At 59.7% G+C, this 16,486-nt stretch carries 15 protein-coding genes and 1 tRNA gene; 13 read left to right on the top strand and 3 right to left on the bottom strand.

The features are described from left to right. Positions 1-117 precede the first annotated feature (117 nt). The 3 genes from BTE54_RS22740 to BTE54_RS22730 all read left to right on the top strand — a co-directional run bounded on the left by BTE54_RS22740 (position 118) and on the right by BTE54_RS22730 (position 1,762). Positions 118-651 (top strand): MerR family transcriptional regulator, encoded by a 534-nt coding sequence (locus tag BTE54_RS22740; protein ID WP_003520813.1) that lies wholly within the window; start codon positions 118-120, stop codon positions 649-651. A gap of 163 nt (positions 652-814) precedes the next feature. Then, complete coding sequence (locus BTE54_RS22735) at positions 815-1,543, top strand: thermonuclease family protein (protein WP_078054056.1); 729 nt, start codon at positions 815-817, stop codon at positions 1,541-1,543. A gap of 133 nt (positions 1,544-1,676) precedes the next feature. After that, positions 1,677-1,762, top strand: a tRNA-Leu gene (locus tag BTE54_RS22730). A 10-nt stretch (positions 1,763-1,772) separates the two neighbouring features. Here BTE54_RS22730 and BTE54_RS22725 read toward each other — a convergent pair. After that, on the bottom strand, positions 1,773-2,303 hold the full coding sequence (locus BTE54_RS22725; protein ID WP_078054055.1) for a DUF4142 domain-containing protein: 531 nt from the start codon (positions 2,301-2,303) through the stop codon (positions 1,773-1,775). A 253-nt stretch (positions 2,304-2,556) separates the two neighbouring features. On the opposite strand from BTE54_RS22725, the gene BTE54_RS22720 reads away from it, so the two are divergent. The 8 genes from BTE54_RS22720 (at position 2,557) to BTE54_RS22685 (ending at position 12,465) form a co-directional block, all read left to right on the top strand. Further along, on the top strand, positions 2,557-5,061 hold the full coding sequence (locus tag BTE54_RS22720; RefSeq protein WP_198939210.1) for a heavy metal translocating P-type ATPase: 2,505 nt from the start codon (positions 2,557-2,559) through the stop codon (positions 5,059-5,061). Between the two features lie 12 nt (positions 5,062-5,073). After that, positions 5,074-6,084, top strand: coding sequence for a 2Fe-2S iron-sulfur cluster-binding protein (locus tag BTE54_RS22715; protein ID WP_078054280.1), 1,011 nt, complete (start codon positions 5,074-5,076; stop codon positions 6,082-6,084). Between the two features lie 11 nt (positions 6,085-6,095). Continuing rightward, positions 6,096-6,584 carry a Cu(I)-responsive transcriptional regulator gene (gene cueR, locus BTE54_RS22710; protein ID WP_065654034.1) on the top strand — a complete coding sequence of 163 codons (489 nt, stop codon included), beginning with the start codon at positions 6,096-6,098 and terminating at the stop codon, positions 6,582-6,584. A gap of 72 nt (positions 6,585-6,656) precedes the next feature. Next, positions 6,657-7,601, top strand: a complete 945-nt coding sequence (locus BTE54_RS22705; RefSeq protein ID WP_020810438.1) for an ABC transporter permease — start codon at positions 6,657-6,659, stop codon at positions 7,599-7,601. Beyond that, positions 7,591-8,496, top strand: a complete 906-nt coding sequence (locus BTE54_RS22700) for an ABC transporter permease (RefSeq protein WP_078054053.1) — start codon at positions 7,591-7,593, stop codon at positions 8,494-8,496. The genes BTE54_RS22705 and BTE54_RS22700 overlap by 11 nt, the downstream gene beginning before the upstream one ends. Positions 8,497-8,635: 139 nt before the next feature. Next, positions 8,636-9,718 (top strand): ABC transporter ATP-binding protein, encoded by a 1,083-nt coding sequence (locus BTE54_RS22695; protein WP_078054052.1) that lies wholly within the window; start codon positions 8,636-8,638, stop codon positions 9,716-9,718. A 12-nt stretch (positions 9,719-9,730) separates the two neighbouring features. Then, positions 9,731-10,741 carry an ABC transporter ATP-binding protein gene (locus BTE54_RS22690; RefSeq protein ID WP_078054051.1) on the top strand — a complete coding sequence of 337 codons (1,011 nt, stop codon included), beginning with the start codon at positions 9,731-9,733 and terminating at the stop codon, positions 10,739-10,741. Between the two features lie 230 nt (positions 10,742-10,971). Continuing rightward, on the top strand, positions 10,972-12,465 hold the full coding sequence (locus BTE54_RS22685; protein WP_078054050.1) for an ABC transporter substrate-binding protein: 1,494 nt from the start codon (positions 10,972-10,974) through the stop codon (positions 12,463-12,465). Between the two features lie 430 nt (positions 12,466-12,895). Here BTE54_RS22685 and BTE54_RS22680 read toward each other — a convergent pair whose 3' ends face one another. Both BTE54_RS22680 and BTE54_RS22675 read right to left on the bottom strand, forming a co-directional pair. Continuing rightward, positions 12,896-13,150 (bottom strand): heavy-metal-associated domain-containing protein, encoded by a 255-nt coding sequence (locus BTE54_RS22680; protein ID WP_003521591.1) that lies wholly within the window; start codon positions 13,148-13,150, stop codon positions 12,896-12,898. A gap of 106 nt (positions 13,151-13,256) precedes the next feature. After that, on the bottom strand, positions 13,257-14,714 hold the full coding sequence (locus BTE54_RS22675; RefSeq protein WP_065654029.1) for a TrkH family potassium uptake protein: 1,458 nt from the start codon (positions 14,712-14,714) through the stop codon (positions 13,257-13,259). Positions 14,715-14,794: 80 nt separating this feature from the next. Here BTE54_RS22675 and ilvA point away from each other — a divergent pair, with 80 nt between their 5' ends. Together ilvA and BTE54_RS22665 are read left to right on the top strand one after the other, a co-directional pair. Continuing rightward, entirely contained in the window at positions 14,795-16,069 is a 1,275-nt protein-coding gene (gene ilvA, locus BTE54_RS22670) for a threonine ammonia-lyase (RefSeq protein ID WP_078054049.1), read from the top strand. 70 nt (positions 16,070-16,139) lie between these two features. Next, positions 16,140-16,451 carry an HlyU family transcriptional regulator gene (locus tag BTE54_RS22665; protein WP_065654027.1) on the top strand — a complete coding sequence of 104 codons (312 nt, stop codon included), beginning with the start codon at positions 16,140-16,142 and terminating at the stop codon, positions 16,449-16,451. Positions 16,452-16,486 lie beyond the last annotated feature (35 nt).

The raw sequence follows: 16,486 nt of genomic DNA, 5'->3' as shown, positions 1-16,486 counted from the left end.
CGGCGTCGGCGCGGGGTCGTAACCGACTTTGCGCGGTGTTTGACCGGCGGGAGAAAAGCGTTCTCGTTCAGTGTCCGGCCGGATGCATGTCGCTCCGGTTCGGATGGGAGTGGAAATTTGGATAAAAGCCCCGACGCGTTTCGGACGATCAGTGAAGTGGCGGATGAGCTGAACCTGCCGCAGCATGTGCTGCGTTTCTGGGAAACACGCTTTCCGCAGATCAAGCCGATGAAACGGGGCGGGGGCCGCCGTTATTACCGTCCTGACGATATCGATCTCCTGAAGGGTATTCGTCACCTTCTTTATGACCATGGCTACACCATCAAGGGCGTACAGAAGCTGCTGAAAGCCAATGGCAACCGCTTCGTGGCGGCCATCGCCTCCGGTGATCTTGCGACCATGGAAGCCATCATGGCGGCGAGCGGTGAAAAGGAAGTCGCCGAACCGCGTGTCGTCGATACCGATGGGGACGAGGTCGTCGGCCGTCCGAAGGCCAAGCCAAGCGGCCGTTTTTTCGGCTTCGGCGGTGGCGGCGGCGATGCGGAAATATCGGTCGGCAAGTCGAGCATCGGCAAGGATGATCAGGCGCTTTTGCAGGAAGCCCTGTTCGATCTCCTCGAATGCAAGCGCCTTCTCGATCAGGTTCGCTGAGGGTTTATCCACAGCTCATTTCCGTGCTTTCCATTCGGGAAATCGAAAAAACAAGGGGTTAGGTCGTTTTCCCGATTCTCCGAAAAACGAAAACACCCGGCAATGCCAACCTTTCGGAAACTCCTTTGGCCGATAATGCGGCTCCGTAAAAAGGAGTCCGATTGTGAGCAATCGAAAATCGACAGCACGACGCCGCACGGCGAAGAAATCGGGTGGCGGCAGCGTTTGGCCATGGGTGCTGATGCTGGGCGTCGTTGCCGGCGGCATTCAGGCTTACGAACATCGCGACAGCCTTTTGCCGCAACGGCATGTTGCAAAGGCGACATCCCCGGTCACGAGTTCTCCGAAAGTCGCGACGGCGGCCAAGCGAGATTCCGTCACGGCCGAAAAAGTGGCGTCCATTCGCCCCGCATCGCCGGCTCTGCCGAGCAACGGCCCCGTGCCGCCGCGCCCTATCGCCATGCCATCCGCCTCGCAGCCGAGCCAGGTCGCCGCTATCCTGCCGGAAACGCGCCCTTCGGTCGAAAAAATCTCGCTCGGTGAAAAAAGCGGTACTTTCGCCTTTTGCGGTCGTTCCGGCCTCAACAATTGCGTGGCCGATGGCAACACCTTCTGGATGAAGGGTGTGAAGATGCAGATCGCCGGCGTCGACGTTCCGCAAATCGACCGCGCGCGCTGTATGGAAGAACGCCAGCGTGGTTTCATTGCAAAGGTTAGGCTTCGCGATATGCTGAATGCCGGCACCTTCGACGTGGCGTCTTCCGGCGAAGCTGGCGGGCAAGCCACGGAACGCAAACGGCTTTCGCGTTCGGGCGTATCCTTCGCCGATCAGCTAATACGGGAGGGGCTGGCGCATCCGATCTCCGCAAAAAATCAGTCCTGGTGTGGCTAAGGCCCCGTTGACCGAAACCGCCCGGCCTGTGTAGATGAGGCTCCCGTCGCGTTTGGGATCGGCCGTTGGGCCGACTGCCGTGGAGACGACGGATTTTTACAGCGCTTGCCTGCAAGGTGTAAGGCGCGGTAATGCGGACGTGGCGAAATCGGTAGACGCAGCAGACTTAAAATCTGCCGACCATTGGTCTTGCGGGTTCAAGTCCCGCCGTCCGCACCAACTCTCATCCTTACTTCTTATCCAGACCTTGGGCCATTTCCAGGTGGTGTTGCAGTGCCGGCAGGGTTTTTGCCGCCCATGCCTTGAGCTCGACATTGTCGCCGCCGTCAGCGTATCGTTTGAAAAGATCCACCGCATCCTCGTGCGCATCGACCTGATCATCGACGTATTCCTCGTTGAATTCCGCGCCGTTGAGTTTGGCCAGATCGTCGATTTCTTCCTTGTGATCGTCAGTCAGAGCGGTCGTGGGCGTTCCCGTTACTTTGCCGCCGGAGAGAAGAGCCTTTAACTCCGCGCTGGTCTTTTCATGTTCGGTAATCATCTGCTGCGCGAAAGCCTTGATAGCCTCATCGCCTTTGGCCAGCGCAAGCTTGCTCGATTCGATTTCAAAGAGATCGCTTGCGGAAACCTGCAGGACGAAGTCTTCGGTTTTGGGCGCAACGCCGAGCGCGGAATTAACGCCCGTGGACTCCGTTGCGGACTGTGCCATGGCGGTGCTGGCGACCAGCGCGAGCGCTAACGAGAAAACGGTGTTCTTCATCAATCTGCCTCCTGATGGTTAGAGGCATTTCCAACCGAGGTACGGAAGGATTGTTCCCGCATGGCGCTAAAGAAACCTTCCGTCGCAGCCGTTTCTCTTTGGAATACTTCCATTTTTCCATCATTGCGGGCAGGAAAACGCCCGTTCACGTGCGCGGCATCGTCACCTGAAAATCATCAAAAAGAACCTATTGACCTTGCCACGATGGGAAGCCCTATCTTTTTTTTAACACAAGAAAAGAGGGGTCATACGCATGTCACAAATGGAGATCCGGGCGAGTCATCAGATTGCGATCGATGGCATGACATGCGCCTCCTGTGTCGGCCGCGTTGAAAAGGCGATTGCCAAGGTCCCGGGCGTTCTGAAAGCATCGGTCAATCTGGCAACGGAACGTGCCGACATTTCCTTTTCCGGGCCGCCGGATGTGCCGGCCGTTATCGAGGCGGTGCGGCAGGCCGGTTACACCGTCGAGGAGAAAACCATCGAACTCGATATTGAGGGCATGACCTGCGCCTCCTGCGTCGGACGTGTCGAAAAGGCGTTGAAGGCCGTTTCCGGTGTTTCCGGTGCAAGCGTCAATCTGGCGACGGAACGCGCCACCGTCCGCGTCGCCGGCAACGCCGCCTCTGCGGCCAATCTGGCGGACGCCATCCAGCGGGCGGGCTATAAGGCGAACGAGGTTGTTGCCGACAAAGCCAGAGATGGAGAGCAGGACAAGCGCGAGGCGGAACTGCGCAGCCTCAAAATCAGCCTCGCCGTCGCCGTTGTTCTGACGCTACCCGTTTTCGTGCTGGAAATGGGGTCGCATCTGGTGCCTGCCATCCATGATTTCGTGATGGAAACGGTCGGCATGCAGGAAAGCTGGTATCTGCAATTTGCGCTGACGACGCTGGTTCTGTTCGGGCCCGGCCTGCGCTTCTTCAAAAAGGGCATACCCGCACTTCTGCGGTTGGCGCCGGACATGAATTCGCTCGTCGTGCTGGGCACCGCCGCTGCCTGGGGATTTTCGGTTGTCGCAACCTTCATGCCCAAAGTCCTGCCGAGCGGCACGGCCAATGTCTATTACGAGGCGGCGGCGGTCATCGTCACGCTCATCCTTCTCGGACGTTTTCTGGAAGCGCGCGCCAAAGGCCGCACCAGCGAGGCTATAAAGCGGCTGGTCGGCCTGCAGGCCAAGTCCGCCCGCGTGCTGCGCGATGGCGAAACCATCGATGTGCCGTTGCAGGATGTGCGCACCGGCGATGTGCTCGTGGTTCGGCCCGGCGAGAAAGTGCCGGTCGACGGGCTGGTCCTCAGCGGCTCTTCTTATGTCGATGAATCGATGATCACGGGCGAACCGGTGCCGGTCACCAAGGCGGCGGGTTCCGAAGTCGTCGGCGGCACGGTCAACCGTAACGGTTCTTTCACCTTCCGCGCCACCAAGGTCGGCGCCGATACGCTGATCGCTCAAATCATCCGCATGGTCGAGGAGGCGCAGGCCGACAAACTGCCCATCCAGGCGCTGGTGGACAAGGTAACCAACTGGTTCGTGCCGGCGGTGATGCTGGCAGCGCTCGCCACCTTCATCATCTGGTTCATGTTCGGGCCCGATCCGGCCTTGACCTTTGCGCTCGTCAATGCGGTTGCGGTGCTCATAATCGCCTGTCCCTGCGCCATGGGCCTTGCCACGCCGACCTCGATCATGGTCGGCACCGGCCGCGCTGCCGAAATGGGCGTGCTGTTCCGCCGGGGCGATGCGCTCCAGACGCTCCGGGATGCCGATGTGATCGCCGTCGACAAGACCGGCACCCTGACGCTCGGCAAACCGAAACTGGTGCATTTTACCACGACAGAGGGCTTCAATGCGGATGAGGTGTTGCGCCTCGTCGCCTCGCTGGAGAGCCATTCCGAACATCCGATTGCCGAAGCGATCGTCGAGGCTGCAAAACATGGCGGCCTGACGCTTGCCGATGCGGAAGGCTTCGAGGCGACCCCCGGTTTTGGTGTTGCGGCAACGGTTGACGGCCGAAGGGTGGAAGCGGGCGCGGACCGGTTCATGGCCAAGCTCGGTTACGATGTCGCGATGTTCGCAGACGATGCCGAGCGGCTGGGCAGGGAAGGGCAGTCGCCGCTTTATGCCGCCGTCGATGGCAGGCTGGCCGCGATCGTCGCGGTTGCCGATCCAGTCAAGCAGACGACCCCGGAGGCGATTGCGGCGCTGCATGCGCTCGGCCTCAAGGTCACGATGATCACGGGTGACAATCGCCGCACCGCTGAAGCCATCGCCCGTCGGCTCGGCATTGACGAGGTGGTGGCGGAAGTTCTGCCCGACGGCAAGGTGGAGGCCGTCAAGAGGCTTGCTGCCGGCGGGCGACGTGTCGCCTTTGTCGGCGATGGCATCAACGATGCGCCGGCGCTGGCCGCCGCTGATGTCGGCCTTGCCATCGGCACGGGCACGGATGTCGCCATTGAAAGCGCCGATGTGGTGCTGATGTCCGGCGATTTGCGCGGCGTCGCCAACGCCATCGCGCTCTCCAAGGCCACGATCCGCAATATCGGCCAGAATCTGTTCTGGGCCTTTGCTTACAATGCCGCTCTCGTTCCCGTGGCGGCCGGAATATTGTATCCTGTCAACGGCGTTCTGCTGTCGCCTGTCCTTGCCGCCGGAGCCATGGCGCTTTCCAGCGTCTTCGTATTGACGAACGCGCTGCGCCTGAAAAGCTTCCGCGCGCCGCTGGTGGACAGATCGTCCGGCATGCAGCTCGCAGCGGCCGAATAGGAGGCGGACATGATGACGCCCGGCAACACAATCTATCTGCCGCAGATCGGACGCAGCATCATGGCGGCGCAGGGTGAGACCGTGCTTCAGGCCGCACTGGCCGCAGGGGTTACTTATCCGCATGGTTGTCGCATGGGCCGCTGCGGCGCCTGCAAGTCGCATCTCATTTCCGGCGAAATCGATCTCCTCAAGCATACGCCCTTCTCCTTGACCGAAGAGGAAAAAGCCGATGGCCTGACGCTTGCCTGCCGGGCCGTGCCGTTGAGCGACATGACCATCAGCTGGCTCGACGGGGCGGATGAGATCGCCGATATTCCGACCGGCCGCTTTAAGGGCGTGGTTGCGGAAGTGGTGGATGCCACGCACGATATCAAGCTCATCCGCATCCGGCTTGACGATCGCGGGCAGTTTACCTTCAAACCCGGACAATATGTGCGCCTGCTTTATCCCGACTGTTCGCCGCGCGATTATTCCATTGCCAGCAGGTTGGATGAGGAACTGATTGAATTCCACATCCGGCATGTTCCCGGCGGCATGACGAGCGGCCGCATCTTCTCGCTCGCAAGCGCGGGTGACCCCGTCACGATAGTCGGGCCTTTCGGCTCTTCGTTCCTGCGGGAAAAACATTGCGGGCCGATCCTCGGCATTGCCGGCGGTTCGGGGCTCGCTCCCGTCAAGGCCGTTGTAGAGGCGGCGCTCGCAACGGGCCGCGAACGACCGGTTCATGTCTATTTCGGCGCGCGCGCCGAGCGTGATCTCTATATGCTCGACCGCTTCGGCGATCTCGCCGCGCGGCATGGCAATCTGAGTTTCGTTCCGGTTCTCTCGCATGAGGAACATGCCAATATCCGGTGCGGTTATGTCGGTGCGGCCGTGGCGGATGATTTCGACGATCTCGATGGCTGGAAAGCCTATATTGCAGGCCCGCCGGCCATGATCGAGGCGACGGTGCCGCAGCTTCTGGCGCGCGGCATACGCACCGCCGACATTCATGCAGACGTGTTTTTCACCCCGGAAAGATAGGAGCAGGATCGATGAATATTGGCACAGCCGCCACCGCATCCGGTGTTTCTGCGAAGATGATCAGGCATTACGAGACAATCGGCCTGATCAAATCGGCAAACCGCACGGAGTCCGGATACAGGGTCTATACGGCCAATGATCTGGAAACGCTGCGTTTCATCCGGCGCGGACGCGATCTCGGTTTTTCCATCGAAAAGATCAGGCAGCTTATGACGCTCTGGCGCGATCCGGGCGGCGCCTCCTGCGATGTCAAACGCATCGTCATGGAACATGTCGTCGATCTGGAAGCGAAGATGCATACGCTTCGCGAGATGGCCGACACGCTGCGAAATCTCGCAAACTATTGCCCTGACAATGGTGAGCCGGATTGCCCGATCATCCATGATCTCGCCCATGCCGAAGATATCGATTTTACGACCGTGGCCATCGTGCCCAAGCGCACCGGAATGCTGAAGGGCACCTCCGGTCCGGTGATGGATCTACAGCGCCCGGTGAAATAAGCGGCCGTTTTCCTTTGGGAAACGGGCGTGGATTGCAGTGCAGACGCCAATTGTGGTGAAGGAGACCAAGCCATGTGGATACAGATAATACAGCGCTTCCTTATTCTGTGCCTGATGCTGGCGATCGTGTCCGTCATCGCGTTTCTTTTGCCCTATATGGCGGGCGGCGATCCGGCCCGCACCATTCTCATGTCGCGCATGCGAGATACGGCGCTCGATCCGCATGCGGTCGAGGCGCTCAGGGTCAGCCTCGGACTGGACCGCCCGCTCTATGTGCAATATTTCGCCTGGTTGTCGGGCGCGCTGCGGGGCGATCTCGGATTTTCCTTCACCAGCAGCCAGCCGGTCGCCGCCGAGCTTTTGCGGTCGCTCTGGGTGTCGGTGACGCTGGCGCTGACGGCGCTGGCGGTCGCGGTGGCTGTCGCCCTGCCGCTCGGCACTCTGGCGGCGATGCGTCCCGGCGGTCGGCTGGACAATTTCGCGACGCTGATGATCCAGACCTTCGTTGCAACGCCCGAATACTGGTTTGCGCCGATGTCGGCGCTGGTCTTCGCGCTCTATCTCGGCTGGCTGCCCTCGGCCGGATGGGATAGCTGGCGTTCGCTGGTGCTTCCTGCGCTGACCCTGACGCTGCGGCCGCTTGCCTATTTCACCCAGGTGACGCGTGCGGCAATGGCCGAAGTTCTGCGCGCGCCCTATATCACGGCGGCCCGCAGCCGCGGTCTCGGCATGCATGGCACGGTCATGCGCCACGGCATTCGCAACGGCTCGCTGCCGGTGGTCACCTTCTTCGCCCTGTGGCTTGCCGGCCTGCTTGGCGGATCGGTGGTGGTGGAAGTCATCTTCGCCATTCCCGGCATGGGCCGGCTTCTCTACGACGCCGTGGTCAATCGCGATATTCCGATGCTGCAGGGCGGTTTCATCTGCATCGTGGCGCTCTCCATCCTGATCAATACCCTCGCCGACAGCTTTTATGTCCTGATCAATCCAGCAATGCGAGCTCACCATGACCATTAGCCACTTCCCGAGCGCGTCTGCCGCCGCCATGCCGATGACCACGCCCAAGCGCCCTTCGAACCTCGCCCGCTTCACGGATTTCATCCGCCGCCGGCACTGGACCTTCTATGCGGGATCGGCGATTTTTCTCGTCATCATCCTCTTGCTGGTGATCGCGCCGTGGATTTCGCCCTATGATCCGGCAAAGCAGAGCCTTCGGCTCAGGCTGAATGCGCCGAGCGCTGCCTATTGGCTTGGGACGGACCATCTCGGGCGCGATGTCTTGAGCCGGCTGTTGATCGGCGGCCGCTTCACGGTCACGATTGCCGCCATCACCGTCATTCTGTCGGTGGTGATCGGAACCTTCATCGGCATCATCAGCGGCCGCAGCCGCGGCATCGTCGACGAAGTGCTGATGCGCATCGTGGACCTGCTCATCGCCATACCGGACGTGGTGATCGCGATTTTCCTCGTCGCAATCTTCGGTCCGGGATATGGCACGCTGATCGCATCGCTGACCATCGTTGGCTGGACACCTTTTGCGCGGCTGGCGCGGGGGCTGACGCTATCGATCAATTCCCGCGAATATATCCGCGCGGCAGAGGTGCTCGGCTGCACACGGCGCTTCATCATCTTCCGGCATATCATTCCCAACACGATCTGGCCCATCGCGGCCGTGGCGTTCCTGCGCTTTGGCCACAAGCTGATAACGGTGGGCGGATTGTCGTTTCTGGGCCTCGGCGTACAGCCGCCAGCGGCCGACTGGGCGCTGATGCTGGCCGATGCGCAGGCTTACGCGGAACGGATGCCCGTTCTCGTCATTGCACCGGGTCTGGCGATTTTCCTGGCGGCGCTCAGCGTGACGTGGATCGGCCATGGCCTGAACCTGGAAACGAAGAAAACCAACGGTCATTGACGCCTGCCAACGGGCAATGGTCGATTTGACGATTGTCAAACATAGATGACGCAACGGAACCGGAAGGAGAGTAATATCGTCTGAAGCCGCATGAAGAATACGCAATGCCTCCGATTCAATAAAAATAAGGGGAACTCTTATGAATATCGAAGGACAAACGCTTGCCAATACGGCCATATCCCCTGAATGCGCACCGCTTCTGGAGATAGAGGACCTGCACGTTTCAGTGCCGGCGCAAAATGGCCGCAAGTTTGTTATTTCGGGCCTGACGCTTTCCGTCAACGCCGGAGAAGTCGTCGCTCTCGTCGGCGAATCCGGGTCGGGCAAGAGCATGACGGCGCTGTCACTGATGCGGCTTTTGCCGCATGGCGCGGAAATCAATTCCGGCCGCATTTCCTTTGCCGGTCGCGATATTCTCGCGCTTTCATCCTCCGAACTCGATGCGCTGCGCGGCGCAGATATCAGCATGCTGTTCCAGCAGCCGCAGGCCATGCTCGACCCAACCAGCCGGGTGAGGACGCAGGTGGCGGAGCCGCTCTGGATCCACCGTAAAATGAGCCGGCACGCCGCGCTTAACCGGGTCGTCGGCCTTCTGTCGGATGTCGGCATTCCCGATCCGTCGGCGCGGGCGCAATGCTTCGCGCACGAGCTTTCCGGCGGCATGGCGCAACGTGTGATGATTGCGGCCGCACTCTCCGGCAATCCGCGGCTTCTGATCGCCGACGAACCGACGACGGCGCTTGATGTCACCGTTCAGGCACAAATCCTGCGACTGCTCGACGACGAACGCCGCAAGCGCCGGCTTGCCACGCTGCTCATCACCCATGACCTCTCGGTCGTCGCCGCCTTCGCGGACCGGATCGCGGTCATGTATGCCGGCCGCATCGTCGAGGAGGGGCCGACCCAGGCGATCCTCAAGGCGCCGCAGCACCCCTATACCAGGGCGCTCATCAGCTGTTCGCTTTTGACCACCGACAGCGAGGGGCAGCTGCTGACGATCCCCGGCTCCAGTGCGCAGGCCCATGACATGTCCTGCGGCTGCCGGTTTCATCCGCGCTGCGCGCTTGCCAATTCAACAGGCATGAGAGGCCGCTGCATGGCCTCGGAACCGGATCTGAATGCCTTGCCCGAAGGACGCAAGGCGCGGTGCTGGGCGGTCGGCCACGACCATGCCAACCACGATCATGCCAGCCACGACCATGCCAGTCACACGGTCTGCTGAGGGAGGGCGACGATGCTAGCGACAGCGACGACACAGACCCCGCCATCGGCGGAAAACGGCAAGCGACCCTTCGTGGTCGCGAAAAACCTTTGCAAATATTATCCCATATCGGGTCTCGGTCACCGTGTGGTGAAATCCGTCGACGATGTTTCCCTGACGATCGGCGAGGGGGAAGTGCTTGGTCTCGTCGGTGAATCCGGATGCGGCAAAAGCACGGTTGCCGGGCTGATTACGCGGCTGACCCACGCAACGAAAGGCGAGGTCAGCATCGGGCAGAACGATATGCTGCACATGCAGGGTGAGGCGCTCCGGCGTATGCGCCGGGTCGTGCAACTGGTGTTTCAGGACCCTTATTCCGCACTCGATCCGCGCATGCGTATCGGCCAGAGCATGGAAGCGCCGCTTGCCCAGCATGGCATCGGCACGCGTGAGGAGCGCACGGCCCGGGTTTTCCGGATGCTGGAAGAGGTCGGCCTCGACGGCTCTTTTTACGACCGGTATCCGAGCCAGTGTTCCGGCGGCCAGTTGCAGCGCGTCGTCATCGGCCGCGCCCTGCTTCTCAATCCGAGCTTCCTTGTCTGCGACGAGCCGACATCGGCGCTCGACGCCTCGATGCGCACGCAAATCCTGAACCTTCTGATGGACATGAAGCGCCGTCACGGTTTGACGGTTCTGATGATTTCCCACGATCTGCGCGTAGTGCGTTATCTCTGCGATCGCATCGCGGTGATGTATCTCGGACGTGTCGTTGAAATCGCCGACCGGGAGGAGCTTTTCCGGGCGCCGAAGCACCCCTATACCAAGGCTCTCATAGCATCGTCGATGCTGGACGAGACGGGGTTATATGCACCGGAGATGCTTCTGGACGGCGATCTGCCGAGCCCTCTCAATCCTCCGAACGGCTGCAAATTCCACACCCGCTGCAAATATGCGACCGAGATATGCGGCGAGGTGGAACCCGTTCTGGAAGGCGTTTCCGGCGAGCATTTCGCGCGCTGCCATCGCTGGCGGGAATGGGGCTGACGGACAACGCAGTTACAGTTTTCTGTTGCCGTAAAAACAGATGAATTGTGTGTTTACGGATTAATATCGGAATAAAATTCCGAGTACAAAACGTAAAATAGATAATATTCGAATGGATAATCGAGAGATATCCATAGGATATTCTTATTGCCTTTGTAGTGATTGAGTGAAATTTCGTGAAAATATACGAATTGTGAGCGTTGTCATCGAAAATAAAAGGGGAATATTCTATGATGAAGCACGTACTTCTGGCGTCATGCGCCATTGTGGTTTCGTTTGGAGCGCCTGCGGCAGAGGCCGCCACGATTACCTATGACGATAATTTCGGTGTGAAGACCGGCTGGCAGATGGCTTCCGACGATGCCTATCTCGGCTCGCGTGCGGGTTGTTTCGAAAGCCTGGTGCGTGTCGGTTATGACATGAAGCTGGAGCCAAGCCTCGCCGAGTCCTGGACGCAGATTGATCCCAAGGTGTGGGAATTCAAGCTGCGCAAGGGCGTCAAGTTCCAGAACGGCGAACCGCTCGATGCCAAGGCCGCGGTCAATGCACTCAGTAATCTCCTAAAAGCACCCGTGCCCGCCCGTGCCTTCTCTCCGAAGCTGATTGCCGCCGTCGAAGCTGGCGGCGATGATGTGGTGAAGATCACGACGATCGAACCCTCCGTGCTGCTGCCGGCGCAGATGGCAAGCCCTGCTACCTCGATCCTCGCTCCATCCGCCTACAAGGACGGTAAGGTCGATCCCATCGGAACCTGCACCGGACCTTTCAAGATCACCGAGGTCGATCCCAGCCAGCATATGGTTCTGACGGCCAATCACGATTATTGGGGCGGCATGCCGAAACTTTCCGGCGGCCGTGTCAATTTCGTGCCCGATGCCGACACACGCGCCACCCAGGTTCGAACCGGGGAAGCGCAGGTTTCCCGGCTCGTGCCGCCATGGACGGTCAAGACCATCGAATCCACCGATGGCGTCAAGGTCGCGCCAATCCCGTCGCCGCGTATCACCGAGTTGCTGCTGAATAATTCAAAGCCGCCTTTCAACAATATCAAGGTGCGTCAGGCGATCCAGGCCGCCATCGATACGGGTGGTATCGCCGAGAGTATCTATGAAGGCGTAGTCAAGGGCGCGACCATGCCTTTCGCGGCCGGCGAACCGTGGGCTGCAAAGGAAACCAAACCCGCGTATGACGTGGAAAAAGCCAAGGACCTTCTGAAAGAGGCCGGCGTTGCACCCGGCAGCCTGAAGGTGACGCTCCTTGCCTATACCGCAAAGACCGAACTCAAGGACGTCGCGGCGATCATCCAGGCGCAGTTGCAGGAAATCGGCATCAAGGTCGATGTTCGCGTTGCCGATTACAGCGCCATTGAGCCCGACATGTTGGCCGGCAACTTCGACATGGCGCTGCTGTCTCGCGGTTACGCCACCGATGTCGCCGAACCGGCCGGTTTCCTGAATGCCGACTATACCTGCGGCGGCAGCTACAATATCTCGCACTATTGCAATGCGGAGACGGACAAGCTGATCAAATCCGCCTATTCGGCGGGCGAACCCACCAAGCGTTACGCCATTTACGGCGAAGCGGCGAAGAAGATTTATGACGAAGCCGTCTCCGTCTTCCTCATCCATGAGACCGTGTTCGATGCCTATTCGGCAAAGCTCGAAAACTACAAGCCGCATCCGCTGAACTATTTTGTCATGACCAAGGATCTGGCGACGAAGTAAGTTGGTGCGATGGTGCTGATTGAGAGGGACCCGGCTCGCAAGAGCCGGGTCTTTCTTGCGATAAGGCCCTTGAACCTCTCCTCCGTCATTCCGGCCCTGAGCCGGAATCCAGCCAGCCCAAGTCCTTGGGCTGAAAGGAATCTTCCCGCCGTACATACGCACGTCGGCTGGTTCCGGCTCAAGGTCGAAATGACGGAGGAGGGGAACAGACAGGTTCACAAGGCCGGTGTGACGGCATGTGGATGATTCGCTTCATTAAATTGGAAAAATCTCCTCCGTCATCCCTGATTGAAAGGGATAGGGCGTTCGCCATCGGGGAGGAAAGAGGGACGGATGCCGTCCAAAACCCGTCACATAATGCAGCGTGAAGCGGGGCAGGTGGGGCGATCCGGCGGCTGCAGGGATGAAGCGCCGCCGGTATCTCTTCGGATCAGGCGCGTGCTTCGGGCGTATAGCCTGCAGCGGTGATGATTTCGGCAATACGTGCTGCATCGGAGACGCCGCCAACCACAACCGTGCGGCTTGCCGGATCGGCATGCACGGCGGCGCCGGGAACGGTCTTTTCGATCGCGCCCTTGATCACTCCGGCGCAGTGACCGCAGGTCATGTCTTCAACGTGAAAAGAAAGGTCTGCATCAACCGGTGCCGTGGTGGTTTCGGCGTGATGCTGGTGAGCGGTGCACATAGGCGGTTCTCCATGGTTTGGAATTCTAACAGGAGGAGCCTGGACTATTCCAACGTGGGAAGGTCAAGCGCTTTATTCGCCGGCGCTCAACAAGTATGCCGCGACATCAGCTGCGCCAGAAGATCGGCATCAGCAGCACCAGAACCGTCAGGATTTCCAGACGTCCGAGCAGCATCAGGACCGAGAGGAGATAAAGCGCGGGATCGCTGATGGTGGAGAAATTGCCTGCCGGGCCGATGATCGGGCCGATGCCGGGTCCGACATTGGCGAGCGAGGTCGCAACGGCCGAGGTGGCGGTCAGGAAATCGTAACCCATAAGGCTCATGGCAAGGCTGCCGGCGATCCACAGCGCGATGAAGCAGCTGACGAACAGGAAGATTGTCCGGATGGTATCGGGATCGACCACCTGCTGGCCGTAACGCACCGAATAGACCGCGTTCGGATAGATCAGCTTCTTCAGCCCGGCGCGCACCACGTTGAACATGATGAGAAAACGATAGGCCTTGATACCGCCCGCCGTCGAGCCGGAACAGCCGCCCATGAAGGTGGCGAAAAAGGCGACGACGACGACGAAAGGCCCCCAGAGCGTATAATCGTCGCTGGCAAAGCCGCCGGTCGAAAGGATCGAGGTCATATTGAAGAAGGAATGGCTGAGCGCGTCATCCAGCGGCACACCGTTCCTGAAATGATGGTAGACTCCAACCGCAATCGAGATCGCACAGAGATAACCGAGGAAAACGGCGATCTGCGGGTCGCGCAGCGTTTCCAGCCGGCGGCGCACCGCAAGCAGGATCATGACCGAGAAGGGCAGGCTGCCGAAGATCAGAAAGATGGTGGCGATCCACAGCAGCGCCGTATTGTTGAAATAGGCAAAAGACGCGTCATGGGTGGAAAAACCGCCGGTCGCGACCGTCGACATGGCATGGTTCAGCGCATCGAAATGCGACATGCCGGCAAAATCGTAAGCGATCGTACAGGCAAGCGTCATGATGATGTAAATGGCCACAAAAGCCCGGGTGAAGCTCGCGAGCCGCGCAAAAGGCCGGTCGTTGCCGGTGTCGGAAGATTCCATGCGGAAGAAGGTCATGCCGCCGACACGCAGCAGCGGCAGGATGAAGAGGCCCAGCGCCACGATACCGATACCGCCAAGCCAGCACAGCAGCGAACGCCACAGAAGGATGCCCTGCGGCGCGTTGTCGAGACCGGCAATGGCTGTAGACCCCGTCGTCGTAATCGCGGAAACGGATTCGAACAGCGCCTGGCCGAGCGTCAGGTTGAGTTCGGACAGGTAAAGCGGAACCGCGCCGACAATGGAAAACACCAGCCAGAGCAAGTTGACGAGCAGAAAGCCGAAACGTTTGTTGAAGGCCGCAATCGGACCGCGCGTCGCCAGCGCACAGGCAAGCGCAAAGCCCCCGCACATGAAACCCGACAGCGCAAACACCATCCAGTCGTCATTGCCGTAATAAAGATCGGTGAGCGCCGGCAGGAACATGGCCGTCGCCATGTAAAGCCCGAAGATGGACGCCACATATATGACCGAGCGCAGAAGGTTGCTGTTCAAGAAATGAAACCCGGAGTTTGTTGCCGCGCTGAAATGAGTCTTTGTCTCGGACGTCTTCCTATGGCATAGCGGGTGCCATTATGAATTTCAATGGATTGACTATCGTGGACAAGCAGCTTGTGGAAGCAGCGCGGCGAGAAGTGCGGGAAATATTCCCGGAAACGCCGTTGCAGTTGAATGAACATCTCAGCCGTCGATATGGCGCGTCGATTTGGCTGAAGCGTGAGGATCTGTCCCCGGTTCGTTCCTACAAGATTAGAGGCGCATTCAACTTCCTGCGCAAGGCGGTGGCCAAGGCCGGCAAAGGCAAGGTTTTCGTCTGCGCTTCAGCCGGAAACCATGCGCAGGGCTTTGCTTTCGCCTGCCGTCATTTCGGTGTTCAAGGCGTTGTTTTCATGCCGGTGACGACACCGCAGCAGAAGATCGAAAAGACCCGCATCTTCGGCGGCGAATTCATCAGCATCCGTCTGGTGGGCGATATATTCGACCAGTGTTATGCCGCCGCCCGCAAATATGTTGAGGACAATGACGGCTACATGGTGCCGCCCTTCGACCATGAGGACATCATCGAAGGCCAGGCGACGGTCGCCGCCGAAATCATGGATCAGCTTCCGGAAGGCACGAAGCCGGATATCGTCGTCATGCCCGTTGGCGGCGGGGGTCTTTCTGCCGGTCTATCGGGCTTTCTGGCCGGCACGGTCCGCAAGGAGAACTTCGTGTTCTGCGAGCCGGAAGGGGCGCCGAGCCTGAAGAAAAGCCTTGAAAGCGGCGAACCGGTGACGCTGAACAAGGTCGATAATTTCGTCGACGGCGCCGCCGTCGCCCGCATCGGCGACCTGAACTTCAAGGCTCTGAAGGATTTTCCGGCCGAGCAGGTCATGCTCATCCCGGAAAACGCCATCTGCGTGACGATCATCGAGATGCTGAATCTCGAAGGCGTGGTGCTGGAGCCGGCCGGCGCGCTGGCAATTACCGCGCTGGAAAAGCTCGGCCGCGAGAGGCTGGAAGGCAAGACGGTCATCGCCGTCGTCTCCGGCGGCAATTTCGATTTCGAGCGTCTGCCGGACGTGAAGGAACGCGCCATGCGTTATACGGGCGTGAAGAAATACTTCATTCTGCGCCTGCCGCAGCGCCCCGGCGCGTTGCGCGATTTCCTAAACCTGCTCGGCCCGGATGACGATATCGCCCGTTTCGAATATCTGAAGAAATCGGCCCGCAATTTCGGTTCGATCCTGATCGGTATCGAAACCAGCGCGAAGGAGAATTTCGCCGGCCTGCTGGAGCGCTTCGAAGCCGCCGGTCTCGGTTATGAGGACATCACCGAAAACGACATCCTGTCGAACCTGATCATCTGATCGGAAGAGGCAGGGAAGGGCGGATCACCTCCGCCCTTCAAAACTGACACAGATTGAGGGAGTGAAAGCCATGGCATCGTTTTTTTCCAAAATCCTCTCGGCCTTCGGCTCCGGCCAGCCGTCCTCCGACGCGCCGCAGAAGGTCGCCCAGGCGGAGCCGCATGCGCATGGCGACTATCTGATCTATGCGACGCCGATCAAGGAAGGCGGCCAGTTCCGCCTGGCGGGCCGCATCGAAAAAAAAGCCGGCGATGAAGTGCTGGTGCATGAATTCGTGCGCGCCGACGTCTTCACCAGCATGGACGATGCGGTTGAGTTCACGATCCGCAAGGCAAAGCTCATCATCGACCAGAACGGCGCTTCGCTTTTCCCAGGAAAATGATGACGCTTTCTTGCCTCGGATATTAAGATTCCGTT

Origin of the sequence: Agrobacterium sp. YIC 4121 (assembly GCF_002008205.1) — a bacterium.
Taxonomy (GTDB): Bacteria; Pseudomonadota; Alphaproteobacteria; order Rhizobiales; family Rhizobiaceae; genus Agrobacterium; species Agrobacterium leguminum.
The sequence above is the reverse complement of the archived record's forward strand: the minus strand, read 5'-3'. Positions and strand labels throughout refer to the sequence as shown.